Annotated in this window: 16 protein-coding genes; 3 read left to right on the top strand and 13 right to left on the bottom strand. The window is 35.8% G+C overall.

Translation table 11 applies throughout. The features are described from left to right. Positions 1 to 8: 8 nt before the first annotated feature. Positions 9 to 1,025 (bottom strand): fatty acid desaturase family protein, encoded by a 1,017-nt coding sequence (locus MHB53_RS20205; RefSeq protein ID WP_340921796.1) that lies wholly within the window; start codon positions 1,023 to 1,025, stop codon positions 9 to 11. Positions 1,026 to 1,136: 111 nt separating this feature from the next. After that, positions 1,137 to 2,171: a serine hydrolase domain-containing protein gene (locus tag MHB53_RS20200; RefSeq protein WP_340921795.1), complete on the bottom strand. Its 1,035-nt coding sequence runs from the start codon at positions 2,169 to 2,171 to the stop codon at positions 1,137 to 1,139. 263 nt (positions 2,172 to 2,434) lie between these two features. Between MHB53_RS20200 and MHB53_RS20195 the strand changes: the two genes are divergently transcribed. Further along, positions 2,435 to 3,154 (top strand): 4'-phosphopantetheinyl transferase family protein, encoded by a 720-nt coding sequence (locus MHB53_RS20195; RefSeq protein ID WP_340921794.1) that lies wholly within the window; start codon positions 2,435 to 2,437, stop codon positions 3,152 to 3,154. A 585-nt stretch (positions 3,155 to 3,739) separates the two neighbouring features. On the opposite strand, the gene MHB53_RS20190 is transcribed toward MHB53_RS20195, so the two are convergent. The 4 genes from MHB53_RS20190 to MHB53_RS20175 form a co-directional block, all read right to left on the bottom strand. Further along, on the bottom strand, positions 3,740 to 4,915 hold the full coding sequence (locus tag MHB53_RS20190; RefSeq protein WP_340924875.1) for an aminotransferase: 1,176 nt from the start codon (positions 4,913 to 4,915) through the stop codon (positions 3,740 to 3,742). Further along, positions 4,906 to 5,409 carry an Lrp/AsnC family transcriptional regulator gene (locus tag MHB53_RS20185; protein ID WP_340921791.1) on the bottom strand — a complete coding sequence of 168 codons (504 nt, stop codon included), beginning with the start codon at positions 5,407 to 5,409 and terminating at the stop codon, positions 4,906 to 4,908. Before MHB53_RS20185 ends, MHB53_RS20190 begins: the two co-directional genes overlap by 10 nt. Before the next feature lie 144 nt (positions 5,410 to 5,553). Beyond that, complete coding sequence (locus MHB53_RS20180; protein WP_340921789.1) at positions 5,554 to 6,807, bottom strand: lactate racemase domain-containing protein; 1,254 nt, start codon at positions 6,805 to 6,807, stop codon at positions 5,554 to 5,556. Between the two features lie 835 nt (positions 6,808 to 7,642). After that, positions 7,643 to 8,425 (bottom strand): HAD-IIB family hydrolase, encoded by a 783-nt coding sequence (locus MHB53_RS20175; RefSeq protein ID WP_340921787.1) that lies wholly within the window; start codon positions 8,423 to 8,425, stop codon positions 7,643 to 7,645. Positions 8,426 to 8,514: 89 nt separating this feature from the next. Here MHB53_RS20175 and MHB53_RS20170 point away from each other — a divergent pair, with 89 nt between their 5' ends. After that, positions 8,515 to 9,213 carry a Crp/Fnr family transcriptional regulator gene (locus tag MHB53_RS20170; protein ID WP_340921785.1) on the top strand — a complete coding sequence of 233 codons (699 nt, stop codon included), beginning with the start codon at positions 8,515 to 8,517 and terminating at the stop codon, positions 9,211 to 9,213. Positions 9,214 to 9,391: 178 nt separating this feature from the next. On the opposite strand, the gene MHB53_RS20165 is transcribed toward MHB53_RS20170, so the two are convergent. The 6 genes from MHB53_RS20165 to MHB53_RS20140 all read right to left on the bottom strand — a co-directional run bounded on the left by MHB53_RS20165 (position 9,392) and on the right by MHB53_RS20140 (position 13,829). Beyond that, positions 9,392 to 9,544, bottom strand: a complete 153-nt coding sequence (locus MHB53_RS20165; RefSeq protein ID WP_340921783.1) for a hypothetical protein — start codon at positions 9,542 to 9,544, stop codon at positions 9,392 to 9,394. 685 nt (positions 9,545 to 10,229) lie between these two features. After that, the gene (locus MHB53_RS20160) at positions 10,230 to 11,252 is read right to left on the bottom strand and encodes a sensor histidine kinase (protein ID WP_340921781.1); all 1,023 of its coding nucleotides are present in this window, start codon (positions 11,250 to 11,252) and stop codon (positions 10,230 to 10,232) included. Positions 11,253 to 11,301: 49 nt separating this feature from the next. Beyond that, positions 11,302 to 11,988, bottom strand: a complete 687-nt coding sequence (locus MHB53_RS20155) for a response regulator transcription factor (protein WP_340921779.1) — start codon at positions 11,986 to 11,988, stop codon at positions 11,302 to 11,304. Between the two features lie 38 nt (positions 11,989 to 12,026). Beyond that, positions 12,027 to 12,611: a TlpA family protein disulfide reductase gene (locus MHB53_RS20150; RefSeq protein WP_340921777.1), complete on the bottom strand. Its 585-nt coding sequence runs from the start codon at positions 12,609 to 12,611 to the stop codon at positions 12,027 to 12,029. 18 nt (positions 12,612 to 12,629) lie between these two features. Continuing rightward, positions 12,630 to 13,388, bottom strand: a complete 759-nt coding sequence (locus tag MHB53_RS20145) for a cytochrome c biogenesis CcdA family protein (RefSeq protein ID WP_340921775.1) — start codon at positions 13,386 to 13,388, stop codon at positions 12,630 to 12,632. Further along, on the bottom strand, positions 13,389 to 13,829 hold the full coding sequence (locus MHB53_RS20140; protein ID WP_340921773.1) for a hypothetical protein: 441 nt from the start codon (positions 13,827 to 13,829) through the stop codon (positions 13,389 to 13,391). A gap of 959 nt (positions 13,830 to 14,788) precedes the next feature. Here MHB53_RS20140 and MHB53_RS20135 point away from each other — a divergent pair. After that, positions 14,789 to 15,994: a Bcr/CflA family multidrug efflux MFS transporter gene (locus tag MHB53_RS20135; protein ID WP_340921772.1), complete on the top strand. Its 1,206-nt coding sequence runs from the start codon at positions 14,789 to 14,791 to the stop codon at positions 15,992 to 15,994. Between the two features lie 108 nt (positions 15,995 to 16,102). Here MHB53_RS20135 and MHB53_RS20130 read toward each other — a convergent pair whose 3' ends face one another. Continuing rightward, a complete protein-coding gene (locus MHB53_RS20130; protein ID WP_340921770.1) occupies positions 16,103 to 18,310 on the bottom strand; it encodes a YhgE/Pip domain-containing protein in 2,208 nt (735 codons plus the stop codon). Between the last annotated feature and the right edge of the window lie 81 nt (positions 18,311 to 18,391).

The raw sequence follows: 18,391 nt of genomic DNA, 5'->3' as shown, positions 1-18,391 counted from the left end.
AGTGATAACTATTTTTCCTTAAATTTTTTATTCCAGAATGGAATACGACCTTGAATATCATCAATTACGGAAGAAAACCCTGGTGCTGATGCCAGAAAGAAGCCCGTACAATGGTGTGCCTTTTGATATTCCGAATCCTCTAATAATATGAGATGGACCTTCTTTATATTGTAGTGTGGAACAGCTGGGAAAAGGTGATGAACTAAATGATAGGAATTTCGGTGAGGATGGATTAACATACGCTCAAACCAATTCCCAAAAGAATTTCTTGATGCAAATATCTCATGTTCAGACTCTAATCCAGCGTGTTCAGCCATTTCAGCCCAATACTTTAATACTTGGAATGTTGTTAAAAATGGAATAAACCAAAATAAGATTAACTCCTGCCAAAAACCAAAAATAATAGAACTAATAATAATAACTACCCAATATAAAGTCCGGATTATCTGTTCAAAACGAGGTTCCTCTTTTGCATACGCTGTTACTTTAATCATTCCGATTAAATAGTTGGGCACATGTACTAAGAACAGAGGTTTTAAGCAATGATGTATGAAAAATTGCATTCTATTTTTAGGTGGTTTATCCAATCCAACTATTCGATATCTTTGTTTATCAGGGTCTACCTCACTCCACAAATATCTGTGGTGATCCATATGACTCTTGCAGTAGGCTTTGTGAGAAATCATAATTGGATAAGCTGCAAAAAAACATGCAACCCATTTATTTAATTTACGATTTTTAAAAAGCATACGATGACTTGACTCATGCATCATGATATCCAAGCCACGCATACGGCTCCCAATGATAACAAGACTAATTAAATACATCCAAACAGTTGGTATAAAGTAATTGAGGACAATTGCCAAGGAGATGATAAGCCAATCCAATCCTATAGCAAAAAAGTTATACCAATTATTACGTTGTTGTAATTCACGAATTTTCAACGTAATTTCTCGGGAAAAACGATGCTTCTCTAACCCTTGCGGTGGGATTATCGCTTCTAATTGGTCAATTTTACCAGTCATGTTATAACTCCTTTTATTTAGAAATCAATGATTTTCAATTACGACCTAATCATCTATTTCCTTATTCTTTAGATATCCATAAGAAAGAACATTTCTTTTTCACAATAAAACCTAAGTCCATTTTTCAAAAACCAGCTTATCGATTCCAGCTACAATTTCACCTATACTTTGATCAATATTCGACATGACATGAGACTGTATTTTCATTTTCACATTGACAGATGAATGCATTCTAACACCTGGATCAAATCCAAGTATAAAATATTCGAGCACATCATCATTTTTCATTGATATCCAAACCCCATATCCGTAATATATATTCTTGTTGCTCTTCACATAGGGGGTCAATAACTTATCCGTATACTCTCTACCTAGTAGTTTCATATTTAATAATCCATCCCAAAACTTTGATAAATCTAATACTGTTGTATATGCTCCCCCATCTGGCCCCCCTACTATAGGTACGGAATAGATGTTTGTTCTCCAAGTATTATCATCTTCGCTATCAATATATCCTAAAGCGGTCCGTTCAGGCAGTTGATCCATCCGGAAATACCCTGAGTCTGACATATCACAAACTCCAAATATATTTTCCCTAACATACTCTGGAAACGTCATGCCTGTCACTTTTTCTAGAATCAATCCAAGTAAAATAAATCCTGCATTACTATAAGAAAACTTACTTCCAGGATCAAACTTCATACGATCATCCTGGAACATAGGTAAAAAATCATTAGGCGATTTAATAGAATACACAGGAATAGCTTTCCATAACTCTTCAAAATCACTCATCACTTCTTCATCGAAGTAATCAGGTATACCTGAAGTATGAGTTAATAAATGATGAATTGTAATATTTGGATGAAAATGTGGAAATGGGATCTCCAGACAATCTTTGAGACAGGTTTCAAAAGTTAAAATCCCCTTCTCAACTAGTTGACATATAGCTACTGAGGTGAAAACTTTACAACCGGATGCCATACCAAATCTAGTAAGTGACGAAATCGGGATTTGTTCACTTCGATTTGCATAGCCAAACCCACCTTCAAAGATATTTTGTTCACTTTGAATTAAAATTGCACCAGAGAATGGTAATCTGTCATCAATATTCATCACAAGCTCTTCTATGTTCTTTGAATTTTCCATCAAATACAACCCTTCTCAATTTTGTCAATTAACTAACTATTCACACTGGTAATTTTAACCTTTTAAATTTCAATTAACAAGGGTTACAAAGACCTAAATTTATCCAATTTATCTTGAAGATTTATTAGTAGATATTCATCTTTCCTGCTAAGAAAGTCATATATTACTCTCAAAAGAATTAATAAAATGTTGATAAAAAGTGAAACTAATTATAAATTAAGAATATATAAAAACCATTTAATCGTGGTAATAGTGAGGTAGTCATGAAGAAAACTGATCGTTATTCAGAAATTATTGCATTTAAGTTAGGAAGTCCACTGCCATACAAATGTATTGAAATGAAACTTAAGGAATTACCAAACAATGAGAGACAAAGAATTTTGAGGTTCCATAAATTAGAAGATCAACAAAGAACATTATTTGCTAGTTTATTTATCAGAAAGCGCTTACGGATATTGTTACCATTACCAGTACATGATCTCTCTATTAAGAGAGATCAAAATGGGCGGCCTTATCTGGAAAATTTTTACGGATGGGAAGGCGATTTTAATCTATCCCATTCCGGCGAATGGATTATATCTGGAGTTACTACAACTGGAAGAATTGGTGTTGATGTTGAAGAAGTTCGTCCCATAGATCTTTCCATATCAAAACTATGCTTAACTCAAGAAGAGATTGATCATTTACAAAACACCCCTCCTGAAAGACAGTTATCATTTTTCTTTAGTATTTGGACCTTAAAAGAGGCATTTGTTAAAGCAATCGGACAAGGTCTTCTATTTCCTATGGATAGTTTTGGGTTTGATATGGATGATTGGTCTCAAAATAAAATTTCGATTAGAAACACTAATCTTTCTTTTAGTCAGTTTTATTTCCGATTATATCAATTAGGGAAAAATTATATAGTTGCTGTTTGTTGCACGGATCTAGAGCATATAAATAATTTATGTATAAAAATAATGGACCGTTCTGACTTTTTGTAGATAGTCTATATTTAATCATTTAGGTTGGTAAATGAGAACTATTTTACAGTTGTGCTAAAAAAATACCAAAGATACTTTTGAAGGCATTTTCACATATGAGCATAAATATGGAAAAGCGGCTTATTTTATTGTCACTAACACATTCAACGTTATATCTTCTCCAGCAGGCTTTTTATAGCTAGATTCTATTATTCAATCGACAGCAATGCGAAATACCCACTAAATAATGTTTAGCGGGTATTTCATGTTCACTTCATATTCCATCGTTTGTATAGTCCGCTTTTTTGCTTCTAAACCGAGCTGCTCTCTACCACATACAAAACCATATCGCTCCCTACTGAAAAAAACCTCCGGAAAGTGATGAGCGTTCCTCATATACGCGCACATGGCCAAAATACCTTTATAAAAGACTATTCTAAAGGTAAAGTGTAAAGCGTTCCGAAATCAGAGGTTAGCAAAAAGTTAGCATTGCACTAATTTTCTCCCCACAAACTTTTATCCAGCGTTTTACTCGTGCATCAGCAATCGAAATACCACCAAAAAACGCTGAGCTTGTAACCTCTCTATCGGAATATGTAATACCCTCTAGTGAACTAACGCATCCACAAACCTCTGTATTCGTTTCATCGCCTCTTGCAACTGCTCCATCGATGTTGCATAGGAGCATCTTACATACCCTTCTCCGCTTTGACCGAATGCACTTCCAGGAACTACTGCTACTTTTTCCTGTTTCAATAATTGTTCAGCAAATTCATTGGAAGTTAGTCCTGTTCCTTTAATCGAAGGGAAGACGTAAAAGGCGCCACCTGGTGTATGGCAATCTAAGCCAATCATGTTTAGTGATTGGACGATATAGTTTCTTCTTCTGCGGTAATTGTTTTTCATCTTTTCTACAATGTCATCACTATTGCGTAATGCCTCGATCGCACCGTGTTGTAGCATATGTGGCGCACACATCGTAGTAAATTGATGAATTTTTAGCATCACTTGTGTAATTTCGCTAGGAGCCGCTACAAAACCTAGTCTCCACCCTGTCATCGCAAATCCTTTGGAGAAACCATTGATTAAAATCGTTCTTTCGAACATTCCTTCAATCGAGGTGATGCTTGAATACACCTCATCATAAGTTAATTCAGCGTAAATTTCGTCTGAAACGACAATCAAATCATGTTTTTTTACTACTTCTGCAATTTCTGTCAGTTCTTCAGCGTTTAAATAAGTCCCTGTGGGATTATTTGGTGAACATAATAAAATCGCCTTCGTTTTATCCGTAATCTTTTCTTCCATTAGTTCTTGTGTTACTTTGAAACCATTGTCGGCATTTGTTGAAATCGGGATCGGTGTTCCGCCAGCCATTGTAACGAGAGAGGCATAGGAAACAAATGCTGGTTCTACTATTAATACTTCGTCACCTTCGTTTAATAACGTACGAAAAGCTAAATCTAATGCTTGACTAGCTCCAACGGTCACGATGATTTCGTCCTCTGCGGCGTAACTAGCATGAAAACGTCTTTTTAAGTAAGCAGAAATCTCCTGTCTCAATTCCATTAATCCAGCATTAGCTGTATAGGAAGTGTAGCCTTCTTCTAAGGAGGCAATCGTTGTTTCCCTTACATTCCAGGGAGTAATGAAATCAGGTTCACCAACCCCTAAGGAAATAACATCTTTCATACTAGATGCTAGATCAAAAAACTTCCTTATCCCTGATGGTTGAATCTGCTTAGCTGTTTCTGACAAATAACCTTGATAATTCACGGAGATACCACCATTCTGCGGTCAGTATCATCTTTATCTTCCAATATTACACCATCATGCTTATATCTTTTTAACATAAAGTGAGTAGTTGTTGATACAACATTATCAATTGTTGATAATTTATTGGAGACGAATTTAGCTACCTCTGTCATCGTTCTACCTTCAATCGTGATGGATAAATCATATGTACCTGACATGAGATATAATGAGGTTACTTCTGGAAAGCGATAAATCCTTTCCGCAACCTCATCAAATCCGACACCACGTTTAGGCGTTACTTTTACATCAATCATCGCTTCAATGACTTCTTTTCCTTCTACTTTGCTCCAATTAATTAATGCTGGATAACTAACAATGATTTTTTCTGCTTCTAATTTTTTGATCGTATTTTCAACGTTTTCAACACTTGTATTCATCATCATGGCAATATCTTGCATAGGAAGTTTATGATTCTCTTCCAGTATAGATAAAATCTCAATTTCATCGTTATTTAGTTTCATCTTTATGCTCCTCTAATCAAAAAATCAAGTCTACCTCTGTTAATTATACTGCTTTTTATATTTTTTAAAATATATCAGCCAAAAAAATTGTCCGAATCATAGTAATCTTTGAGCTTAGATCAAAAGTCTTCATACATTCTACTTCTATTTCAGCGGTAAAAAATAACCATCTTGATCAAATGTCATTTCTTGCAGTTCTTCCAATACTTCAATATTCCTTTCATTTTTCAACTCTTGAAAAAGCACTTCTGAAACATATAATTCACCGATATGTAGTGTGTTAGGAATACGAAGAATTTTCGCTTCTTTAGGGTTCATTCCCCAGCTTGCGCGGAGGGCCGTTTTCAAGGCTTCTATATCGTTATCAAGGACAATTGGAATTTTCGCTCTATCTAGAAATGTACTTGTAATCACATTTTCGTTCATCGCTTTTATATCAATTTTTTCAAATAATCGTTTTGTTGTTATGTCTGCAAGCCCAATTCCCAGCGCGTTTCCGTGACTCGCTTCACTTAAATCCGAAGCAATTAAATAGTTGATCTTGGGAATTTCTGGTTCATCTACACCCAATACGCGAAGGCGACCAATAATATTAGTGTCTAACCCTGTCCCACTATAATCTTTCCCAATTTCATCGACAATTAAAATGTCTAATTCCTTTACTGGTAAGCTTGGCATTAATCCATATGCTGCTTTAATTAGTTTTCTTTCCCGCTGTTCAACATTTGCGGTTTCAATGGCTTCTATTATTGCGGTTTCTTCATGAGCATTTTCCACAATCGCGATTCCGAATAAGACTTTAGACTTTTCAAGTACTACATTCCCAACTGCTGGCATCATGTCGCGTATCCCTTTAATTCCATGTGAATGAAGTGTGAGTGCCTGTTTATGCTTCCCCATCCCAATTGAAGCCATTTTTAAGAGACCACTTTCAATGTCACTACTAAAATCTGTATGTGGTTTTACTCGTCCCATAATAATAATTCCGTCCGCTTTATATGCATGTTTATCAATATATACAGGAATTCCTTCTTCTGTTTTCCCTAAGTCGACAACTTCCATCGATGAACGGATTTCACATCCTGTTGACTCCTTAGTTACTCCTAAACTCTCAAGAATTTCCACTTGTCCTTCAGCAGTAGCGCCACCATGACTCCCCATTGCAGGAATGATGAATGGGATCGCTCCCCTTTGTTTCACCTCATCTGCAACACTTTTAACTATGAGCGGGATATTGGCGATTCCGCGACTCCCTACTGTAATCGCAATCTCCATATTCGCTTTTATTTTCTCATCGATTTGGACGTGGATTACTTCTTCTGCTATTTTTCCCGCTATGTCATCTATACTCTTAACTACAAAATTCTGTTTTATTTTCGCCATCCTTGGAAATAACATTTAACTCACTCCCTACCATTTCAAAAAATTCTTTCTTATTGCTTAATAGAAAAATTATAGCACTCTATCAAGAAAAGAAAAGAACCTCTGCATCCAGCTATTTAAGAAACATTCTTGTAATAAATCAATTTTTTTTACTTTCTAGAATCAATTCCATAAATGACTATTTAAGTGAAATACGTGAACATTAAGATTCAGGGTAAATAAATTTTTAGTAAATAGAAGTTTTCAATTTAGATGATTGGAGCGAAAGGCGGCGACTCCTGCGGGATTAGAGGGACAGGTGAGACCCCGCAGGGCGCGAAGCAATCGAGAAGGCTCACCGCCTGGAGCGCAAAACAACATTGTTCGGATTTTAATACGGAAATCTCTATTATGAAATTGCTTCTCTAATCTTGTATTTTATAGTTTATTTTCAAGATCACATACTAAGTATCAACCATCAATATAACTGCTATCCTTCACGCAGTTTTGGAATTTCAGGAATGAGTTGTTGAGTATATGGATGTGGAGAGTTAAGTAGAACACGATATAGAGTGTATCGCCTACATAATAAGCTAATCCTACATCTCATGAGTGAAAAAACAAACGTCATATTATAGCTTCATAAGCATATCAAGAATCGTAGAGTGAGAACCAGCATCCACCATCGATGTTGTTTCATCGGCGATATGCACCTCGGAAATAAAAAAATCGTGCAATCATCAGCCTTTGCTTCGGGAAAAGAACTTTATCAAATACACCCTTTCTGTAAGCAGCAACTCACCAAGAACGTTGCCAACATCTATGACGATAATGTAGGCTTTAGTAATTTCATAAAAGTATAGGTTAATGCTTATAAACTTACTAATTTAATGATTGAATTTGTATCTCCCAATTCATTAAGTTTTTGCACTAGAAGGTTTTCTATATCTTCACTTATTGACAATTGCTCAGATGAATACGGGGCTAGTTGTTGACTTTCACCAATCATAATTGAATACATTGCATGTTGAAACATTGTAATATCATTCGCATCATTACCAAACGCTATATATTCTCCTTCTTGTACACCCAATTTTTGCAATCCACTCCACTTGTCTATGCCGCTTGGACTTATATCTAAAACTCTCTCATTTCCATGTGAGTGAACAACAACATCAAGTTTGCTAAGCCGTTTTTGGATAGCTTCCATATTATCTGAAGTAAGCATTAAAATTTTTAAGATTGACTCTAATTCATCCAATTTAACGTTTTTAGCACGTCTTTGTGGATCAAGATTATTCAAAATTGGATGGATACCTGGTCCTGTATAGGCATAATCCCAATCACCATCTATCAAATAAGAAACATTATAAGCTCTTATTAAATGAACAATATTCTCGAGTGTCTCTTCATCAAAACTGACCGTTGATATGGTTTTCCCCTTTATTGCAACCATTGAGCCATTACCCGCGATCATTGGGTATTGATGAAAACGTTCATGCAGGACGGGGAGTAAATCGCGTACTGGTCTAGCTGAAGCAAAAATGACTTCATGCCCTTGCCCTACTAATTTTTCTAATGCAATTAATAATTTTTCGGAAACTGGCTGACCTTTAAAGCAAATTGTCCCATCTAAATCAAATACAAATTTCATTCTACGCCACTCCCACATCTTTTTATTTTTCTTATCATATCAATTTATTTTATAATGAAAAGGACATACGTCCCAAAAGGAGTTTCTATATGAAATATATTCTAGACTCGAAGCTACTTAAATTAAAACTACGCGAATTTAATATGGAGAAAATATTTGACCAAGCAAAACAACTCCCGTTTACTTTGCAGCAATATGAACCAGATGAAGTTATTCTACTGGAAGGGATGGAGGCGAAATCACTGTTATTTTTAGTGGAAGGGAAGGTGAAAATAACATCAAGTGTCGAAACTGGAAAGTCATTATTACTAAGATTTGTTCAACCGTTTTCCATTATTGGTGATATCGAACTAATTCGTGACGTTCCCGTCCAATCACAAGTTAAAGCAGTTGATCCATGCTTGTTGATTGGACTACATTTTGATTATATAAAACACCATGAAATGGATAACCCAAAGTTTTTACATACACTTTTAGAACATGTAAGCTATAAGCTTCAAACTTGTACAACAGCTTCTCGTGTAAATTTATTAGCATCTGTGGAAAACAAATTTGCGAGTTATCTTATGTCCACCATATCACCTGAGTCTGATAATAACTTTGGAATAGAGATAAAGACTTCAAATATTCAAGAGATTGCTGATTTAATTGGCACAACATATCGCCATCTAAATCGAGTTATTCATTCTCTTTCTCGTAAGAATATTATTGAGAAAGACAAAAGTTTTATTCGTATATTAAATTGGACTAATTTAGAAGAATTGTCCAATGGAATCCGATATAAGTAACAAATGGATAACCCCTATTCCCTCTAGTGGGTTATCCTTTGAATGGTCTTAATGAATCCGATGAAAGCTTATTATATAATAAAAAATCCCACCTTGGTACGCATTGTTAAGAGGCGTGGTGGGTTCTGTTACTTTTACTATATAATAATGCGCATTCCACACACTTTCAGACCATTTGTCATTTGCGAAAAATGATCATTAGGATTCCTAAAAAGGATTTTCTCTTTTCCTTTTTCATGGCTATATTACGACGTGCCAGTTCATATTGTCTTGCTTCCTTCCGTAAGTCCATCATATGTTGTTGCACAACCTCTTTATCTATTCTAAACATTTCCCTTGCTCCTTTAGAAGAAGCCTCTAATACCATTATCAGGGAATGACACACACCATTCTCGCTCGCCATTTACCCTGTATATATACTACCGAAGACTCCAATTTATTTTTTTCTTCCGATTCTTTGTTCTGCTTTCTTACATTTTGCGTAATCATATTTTTTCCTCCTTCGCTGAATATTTTTACTTCTTCGTGCATGTTGTCATTTAAGATCTAATTAAAAGCGCCTTATCCGTTTCTCTCCTTCACACTACCCACTTTCGAGAGATTCCTTTTTTAATAGTTTTCTTTGCTGTTTCATCATTACCATCATCAGCACTCCTTTTCTTGTTATTTATTAACACGCAATGCGTGAAAACACCCATTTCATCAAAAATGAACACAAAGAAGCACACGCCTTTTTACATAAGCGTGTGCTCATAGAAAAGAACGGCAGACCAGCCATTCCGAATTATTTATTCATAGAAAAATAAAGTCCGGTTTGGCACGGAATCATTATACAATTATGATGGTTAGTGTTAAATTTAAGCATTTTCCGTACCTCCATTCCTATTTTGAATATATAACCTCTTGAGGTTATCATTTCCACTTCACAATTGTCAATACCTATTAATAGTACATGGCCGGACATATTAACCATTATAAGATTGCTTCGTGATAGATAGTAGTACATTATTTATTCACTACCTCGGTATTAAAATCCAGAATGTATTACTATTTATACTTGTTTCAATTCCTATCTTACCTTGATGATGGCGTTCCACGATTTCCTTTGAAATCGCAAGTCCTAATCCTGAACCACCAGTCATACGGCTACGAGAAGAATCAAGTCGGTAAAACCGGTTAAATACTTTTTCTAATTCTTCAGTTGGTATAGGTTTGCTAGGTCCTGTAATAGAAATACGATAATCATTCTTTTGTTTCTTTCCTGTTAGTAAAATCGGTCCAGTTCCTTCATAATAACAAATAGCATTATCAATCAAGTTACTAATAACTTGTTGTATTCCTTCAACGTGAATAGATAGTTTGCATGATTCGGCTTCAAGCTGTATCGGAATATTTTTCTGCTCCCATGTTCTTTCAAACATAGCAACACATTGACTTAGTAGGTTTTCTATCTCATACGTTTCTTTTTTAACTATTGATTGGGCCGATAAATAATCCCATTCCTTTAATTGTTCTAGTTGTTCAAGCATTTGCGATAATCGGTTTGATTCCTGATGAAGGGAGGCAAACAGTATTTTATCGCCTATTATATCTCCATCTTTCAATGCTTGCAGATAACCATTAATATTCGTTAAAGGGGTTCTAATTTCGTGTGATAAATCTGAGACAAGCTTTTTCCGTTGTTGTTCATTCATTTGTAACTGTGAAATGAGCCCATTATACTGTATAACCAATTGACCGATTTCATCTTGCTTGTACATTTTTATTGGTTCAGGATATTGACCGTTTCTCAGTTGTTCAGTAGATCGAATTAAACTTCGAATTGGTTTAATGAGGCGTTTTATTAAATAAAAATGAAGCACACTTCCTGCAAAGACTGCCGTGATCATGAAAATCCATAAGTAACTTAGAAGGGTACTATTAAATTGCTGCTGTCGTTCTGCATCAAATCCCCCTACTCCTGCCGCCAGAAAACAAGCTGTATTATAAATAGCCCAACCACTGATAGCAGTTGCCGCTACAATAACTAATATGTTCAATAACGTTAAGCGCCAAAGGAATCCAGAGGGAATGAAAGAGGTTAAATATTTACTTAGCCGTGACAAATTTATACCCCATTCCCCGAACGGTTTGTACCCGCTTCGGATTCGCTGGATAATCTTCAATTTTTTCACGGAGCTTTTTTATATGCGCATCAATCGTTCGATCCATTACTGTATGTTCTACATATGGGTACATTTGCATGATAAGCTGTTCCCGTGACAAAGCCATATTTGGATTTTGCATAAAGTAATAAAGAAGGTTAAATTCAAATTTCGTCAGTTTTATATTTTTACCATAAAGTAAAACTACTCCCTTTTTAGGCATGATGCATAGCCCTTCACGTACAATTTTTTGGCAAAACATATCAGTACGGCGTAGTACCGCTTCAACATTTGCGATAAGTTCATTTGGATCAAATGGTTTAGTCATGTACGCATCTGCACCTAAATTTAATCCAGAAATTTTATCTTCAATTCGTGCTTTAGCCGAAAGCATAATAACCGAAACTTCACTTTGCTCCTGCTTACGAACCCATACATAAAATTCTTCTCCACTTATTTTTGGAAGCATTAAATCCAAGATGATTAAACATGGTTGGAATTCAAGAAAAACTTGTTTCGCCTCTTCTCCATCACTTGCTTCCACGACCTCATATTTATTTTTCTTCAAATAAATTCGTATAAGATCTCGAATCATTTTATCATCTTCAACAACCATAATTATTTGTTTCACAGAATCACCCCGCTACAAGTTTACACAACCTAAGGGAATTATTGCATCTTTTCAAACTCCTGTACCATTAAATTATAGTTTAATGCACCTAACGCTATAAATTGAATCCGCCCCTTTGAATCAATCATAAATGATGTAGGATAGGCCATAATTTGATATTGGTCTGAGACAACAGATTCTTCATCAAGAGGAACGGTGAGTGTCAAATTAAAATCATCTATAAATTTCTGAACTTTATCTGGATTTGATTCTGTCTCCAGTAAATTCACAGCTAAAATTTTCACATCTTTTTTCTCCTGAAACTTTTGCATATCAGGCATTTCTGCGCGGCATGGTGGGCACCATGTTGCCCAGAAATTCAACATTATGCGTTGGCCTTTAAAATCTGACAGTTTTACTATCTCTCCTTCTAGTGTCGTAAGTTCAAAATCAGGGGCCATTTCTCCTTTACCAATCCCTATAACATTGGACTCAGTTTCTTCCTCGTTAATGTCCCGTATTTTAGACTGCGAAATTACTTTATTATCTTCTTGAACTTTGTTATCATCGGTCGTAAATACGAACTCATACACCGCCCAACCTAGCATACCAACTACAATCATAACAAAAATTGCCTTTTTCACTAATCATTACCTCCGTTATCATCCTAATTTTTCGAACCATGTATCTTGTACTAATTTCAGTAGAAACTCGGTGATCCGTGGCATTTGACCAGTAAATAAAATCAAACCCATAAGAACCATAATAATGGCCCCTGCTTTCATAATCACTTGACTATGGCGAACAATCCATTTAGTTGATCCAAGGAAAAAGGTTAAGGCAAGAAACGGTAATGCAAATCCTATGACATACATCACTGTGTACACTATTCCTTGTCCTGGATTACTTGCTGCAAGAAATAAAATGGATCCGAATATCGGACCAATACATGGCGTCCATCCAGCGGCAAAACCCATTCCAACAAAAAAAGTACCTATATAGCCAACAGGTTTCTTGGAGTATTGGAAACGCCTTTCTTTCATTAACGCTGTAATGTTAATCCAACCACCAACAAAAAGCCCCATTAATATAATAAATACGCCCGCTATGCGTTGGATTAGTAGCCCTGTATCACCTACTAATAACTTTTGAATCCATTGACCTAAAAATGAAGCTCCGACACCCAAACTTATAAAGATAAGTGAAACACCTAATAGAAAAAACACTGAATGACTCAGTAATTTACTACGTATTTTAACGTCATGATTCCCTTGCAGTTCTTTCACACTAATTCCTGTAATATACGATAAATATGCTGGAAATATTGGCAGCACACAAGGTGAAAAGAAGGATAATGCCCCTGCTCCTACTGCGAGAAACATCCCTACCACCAACATCGTATCCGTCTCAATTCCACCCAATTACGACACCTTCTTTCTTTGTTTTAAAATGAGTAATGTTAAACAACTTATCATAAACAAACCCAAAAACCATGGCGCTATTGTATAGCCGAATACCATAATAAACGGCATAATAAACGTCAAACCTAACGAACCCACAGCCCAACAGATTAACATTATAAAAATTAACGTATTCGTTGCTATACGGTCACGGGCAAATAGAAACCCAATAATAAGCAAAGTCAAGAAAACCATATATGCGATTGAATATGTATTGTTATTCCAAACAATCTGAATGAATTCATACGTAAATGACGCTATTAAAAATACATAAATAAATGAATCTAAAAATGCAAGAACATCAATTTGTTGTCGTTTAGTTTTAACAGCTATTGTGCATACGCTAAAGAACACGGCTAAATAAAATGCTGCTGAATCACTTGGATAGGCTAATATAGCCAATGGATCCTTCAGGAATACGGGAAATTTTAATAGAATTTTTCCAATCCAAATAAAAAGAACAAAATTAATAAGTTGTGATGCCAATTCACCAATATATTTTTTCCTTTGTGTTTTTGGCAAATTATTAATTAAATAAAAAGAAAGACATCCCACAATCAAACTTATGATAATAATTGCAATGGATATTTGTGCACTTGCTAATACGATAGATATCCCCCCAGTTCAAAACTATTCAACCACCATACTACATAAGCAATATGAAAGTTTGATGAAAATCGAAATTTATTTAATATACTTTAAGGATTAAATCTTAAAGTCTTTCCATCACATGCATTATTTTTTTCTATAGAAGTAATTCGTTATATATTGGACAAAAAAATGCCCTTCGCTTAAATTTGCGGAGGGCATAACTTCTGATTACATATGTTATTTTATTTACATCGTGAATTACTTCTTTTTTAACGAATATGTAACTGCTATCCTTCAAATCAAAATCACTTTCTATTAGGTCTTTGTTTTATGTACCACATTTTATAGTACTAACGGACTGTAACAATAAATATCTACTCTCGTATTAAAATATTCTAATCAACAATGCCGGTTCTATTTTTACTAACTTCAACCCTTTTGAACTCATGTTTGTCAACCGATATATGTGTCTTTAACAAAGAATTACTATTATGAATAAAAAACGTACTTTTCCGCCAAATGGTCATGGTTCAAATAGATAAACTGCATGTTAAGACTTATTGCATGTCAAACAGGTTTTCTTGTCGTATAATAAACATTCAGGCATTAATTCTTCTATTATAAACTATTTATATAAAATCTTTTTATGAGTTAAGTAAAAAAGACATCACTCAAGATCTATCTGATCTCTTGAGAGAAGAACCTTCATCGGTTCCTCTCTCGTTTTTATTTTGTTATTATTATGTTTTTAAAGGAATGGAGTCTTATATTTGAATAGATTAATAGATAATAAACGATTTAGACTGGCTTTACTGCTTGGTTCGCTTGCAGCACTCGGTCCTCTCACGATTGATATGTATTTACCTTCATTTCCTACCATTGCAAATGACTATGGTACAAATGCCTCTCTTGTCCAGTTCAGCTTAACCGCCTGTTTACTTGGACTTGGTATCGGTCAACTGGTTATCGGGCCGATGAGTGATGTAAGGGGACGGCGTCAACCGCTGATAATTTTTATTACATTGTATTTCATATCTTCCATTGCCTGTGCCTTTGCACCGTCTATTTATGTGTTCATCGGTGCCCGCTTTATGCAAGGTTTTTCAGCAGCTGCTGGAATTGTGATTTCACGTGCTGTTGTCCGTGATGTATATAGTGGACGAGAGTTAACGAAGTTCTTTGCATTGCTCATGCTCATTAACAATCTTGCACCGATATTAGCACCAATTGCAGGAGGAGGCATTCTTAGATTTACCAAATGGAACGGTGTGTTTATCGTGTTAGCTGCGATTGGTATCCTCCTCGTAATCCTAGTGACATCGAAACTTGAAGAAACACTGCCAAAAGAACAGCGAGTGCCAAGTAATATAGGGCAAACGTTGAGAAATTTCATGTCACTCATTAAGGATCGCCAATTTGCTGGATATGCACTTACACAGGGCTTTATCACTGCTGGTATCTTTGCTTATGTTTCTGGTACACCTTTTGTATACCAAAATATTTACGGTGTATCTCCACAAGTATTCAGTATTTTATTCGGTATGAACGGAATTGGAATTATGATCGGCACACAGCTTGTCGGTCGATTTGCAGATATTGTTTCTGAAGAACGCTTCTTAAAAATTGGCTTATTGATGTCCAGCTTGGCAAGTATCGCTTTATTAATTGTTGTACTTTTTAATGGACCACTCTTTGCAGTTGTCATTTCAATTTTCTTTTTTGTTTCATCAATTGGTATTATCTCCACATCTTCGTTTTCACTAGCTATGGACTCGCAGGGGAATATGGCTGGTAGTGCAGCTGCACTTTTAGGTTTGCTCCCATTTATATTGGGCTCGATTTCGGCACCGCTTGTCGGGGTTGCCGGAGAAAATACAGCCGTCCCAATGGGTGTCATTATCTTTTCAGCTAGTACACTGGCCCTCCTGTCTTTTTATGGATTGGCTAGAAAAAACCAAAAAAGTGTTAGTTACTAATCATAGTAGATATTTAAAAAAAGAAGGACAGATGAAGCATAATTTTTGCTTCATCTGTCCTTCTTTTTTGTTATAATAGGCATTTTTATAGCTTGATGTTTCCCTGTCTTAATGAAATAGACCTGATTCTTTAGATTTTTTCAAGAGTTTATTTGTTTGTTTATTAACCTTCTCTTTTAAAAAGGCGCCAAATAGTTGGAACGCTATGCCCACACAGGCTAGGTATAGAATATCAGTAGCTACTCTTCGCCATACAATACCACCTACCGCTTCACGCATTAAATCGATTGCATACGTAAATGGAAGTACAGGATTGATCCATTGGAAGAATTCCGGTAGTAATGCAACCGGGTAAGTACCGCCAGATCCAGCTATCTGCAAGACAAGCATGATAATAGCAAGTGCCTTTCCAACATCTCCGAATACAGAAACCAATGTATAGACGATAGACATAAAAATGAGACTGATGAATAGTCCAAAAAAGATAAACCAGAATGGCTCTTGGACTTTCACACCGAGAAGAACCATATCGCCGATTGTAACAATTAGTGTTTGTAGAATGCCAATTGTTACAAATGTAAATAAGCGTCCAAAATAGACTTCCCTTGCGAAGTAGTTGCCTTCATGCTTAACATCGACAGCAAGCAAGGAAATCAACAGTAGACAACCAACCCAAATCGCAAGCACCGTATAGAATGGAGTCATCCCGGTTCCATAGTTTTCAATCGGGAACAGTTTGTTTTCATTCAAAACAATCGGTTCTTCGAAAAAGGAACGCTCTGCTTGTGGATCGTTTTGCAGTAGCTCTATTATATCGCCGATGTCCATTTCTCCTTGGACTTTCCTGATTCTATCAGCAAGTTGTCGCACTTTATCGTTCACATAAGGGAACTCTCCAAGGATTTTCTCGATCATCTCTGTTCCATCACTTACATGCCCATCTGTATTATTTATGATTCGTTCTACTTCAGGAATAGTGGATTGTATCCCAACTAATACTTCTTTCGCGTCTAGCAATGTTTTCTTTGCATTTGCCACTTCACTAAACACCTTAGGTTCAATCGTTTCTTTATAATCTTTGATGAACGTATCCAATTTGACAGAAGTGCCGGCTGCAATTTGTTGCAAGTCGTCAATCGCTTGCTTCAATTGCTGTTGTTTCCCTTCTACTAATCCATTGACATTTTCCACATTGCTTTGAACTTCCACAAGGGTTGCTTTTAAGGCTGCTGTTTTCTCAATGGCACTATCAAGCTCTGCTCCTCCAATCGGAGCAGAGGGTACTTCATTCTCCCCTTCTTCCGTCGGTGTCGAAGGCTCCACACTATTTATATCCCTTAAATGTTTAAGATCCGCTTCAATTGTCTCAACTGTATTAATTGCACTACTCATTTTGTCGTTCATTTGTTTTTTTACATTTTCTAGTTCGGTAAAATCAAGGTCAACAGACTGAATTTCTTTTAAAAATTCATTTGATTCCTTAGATATGCTTTGTACCTTCTGCAAATCTTCATTAATTTTCGGTGCCATTTCATTCAGCCTATTCTCCGCTTTTGTGAGAAACTCTGTTGTACTATTGATCGTTCCAAGACCCTCATTTGTTAAGCGCTGAGCCTCTGGCATAAGGTTCTGGGCTTTTCGTAAAATATTTTGTGCGGATGTTGCGTCTGTTAATGATTCCTTTAGCTTCTGATTAATTTCTGGCAGGTTTGCTTCTACATCAAAAATATACTGTTCAAACCTTTTAATATCTGGTAAGTCGTTTTCAATTTCAATACCGAGATCATTAAACAAGTCAAAAATGACACCATTGACCGTGGAAATAAACTGTCCACTCATTTTTTCCACGATGACACTTGCACCTTTTCCTGTGATTTTCGGTGCGATCGAATTGATTTTTTCATTCACATAGTATTCCATTGTTGCCTTCTCAGGTTTGTCCGAAATAACGGAGGCTAGCTTCTCAGAAAAGTCTTTAGGAATAATAATCACGGAAAAATAATCACCGTATTCAAGTTTTTCCATCGCCTTTTTCCGATTTGTAAACTCCCAACCCATGTCCTTATTCGTCTTTAACGTCTTTACAAGCTCTTCTCCGGCATCGATTTGATTATCTCTCACCGTGGCTCCAACATCTTCATTTACGACAGCGACCGGCATTTGATCAGTCTGCGAATAAGGATCCCACGAAGCGATGATATTGAGCCATGCATAAAGTGAAGGTAGAAAAATTAACCCACCAATCAGAACAGCAGCAACCCAATTCCTACTTATGTTTTTGACATCGGAAGTAAATATATTCCAGGTATTTTTCATAAAATCTTCCTTTGCTATTATGTCGTGATGTCAGAACGGAAATAAATTCCATGACTCATTACTTATACTATGGTCCTTACA

This window comes from Bacillus sp. FSL K6-3431, from assembly GCF_038002605.1.
Classification (GTDB): Bacteria; Bacillota; Bacilli; order Bacillales; family Bacillaceae_C; genus Lederbergia.
Note: the sequence above shows the minus strand (reverse complement) of the source record. Positions and strands in the feature narration are given on the sequence as shown.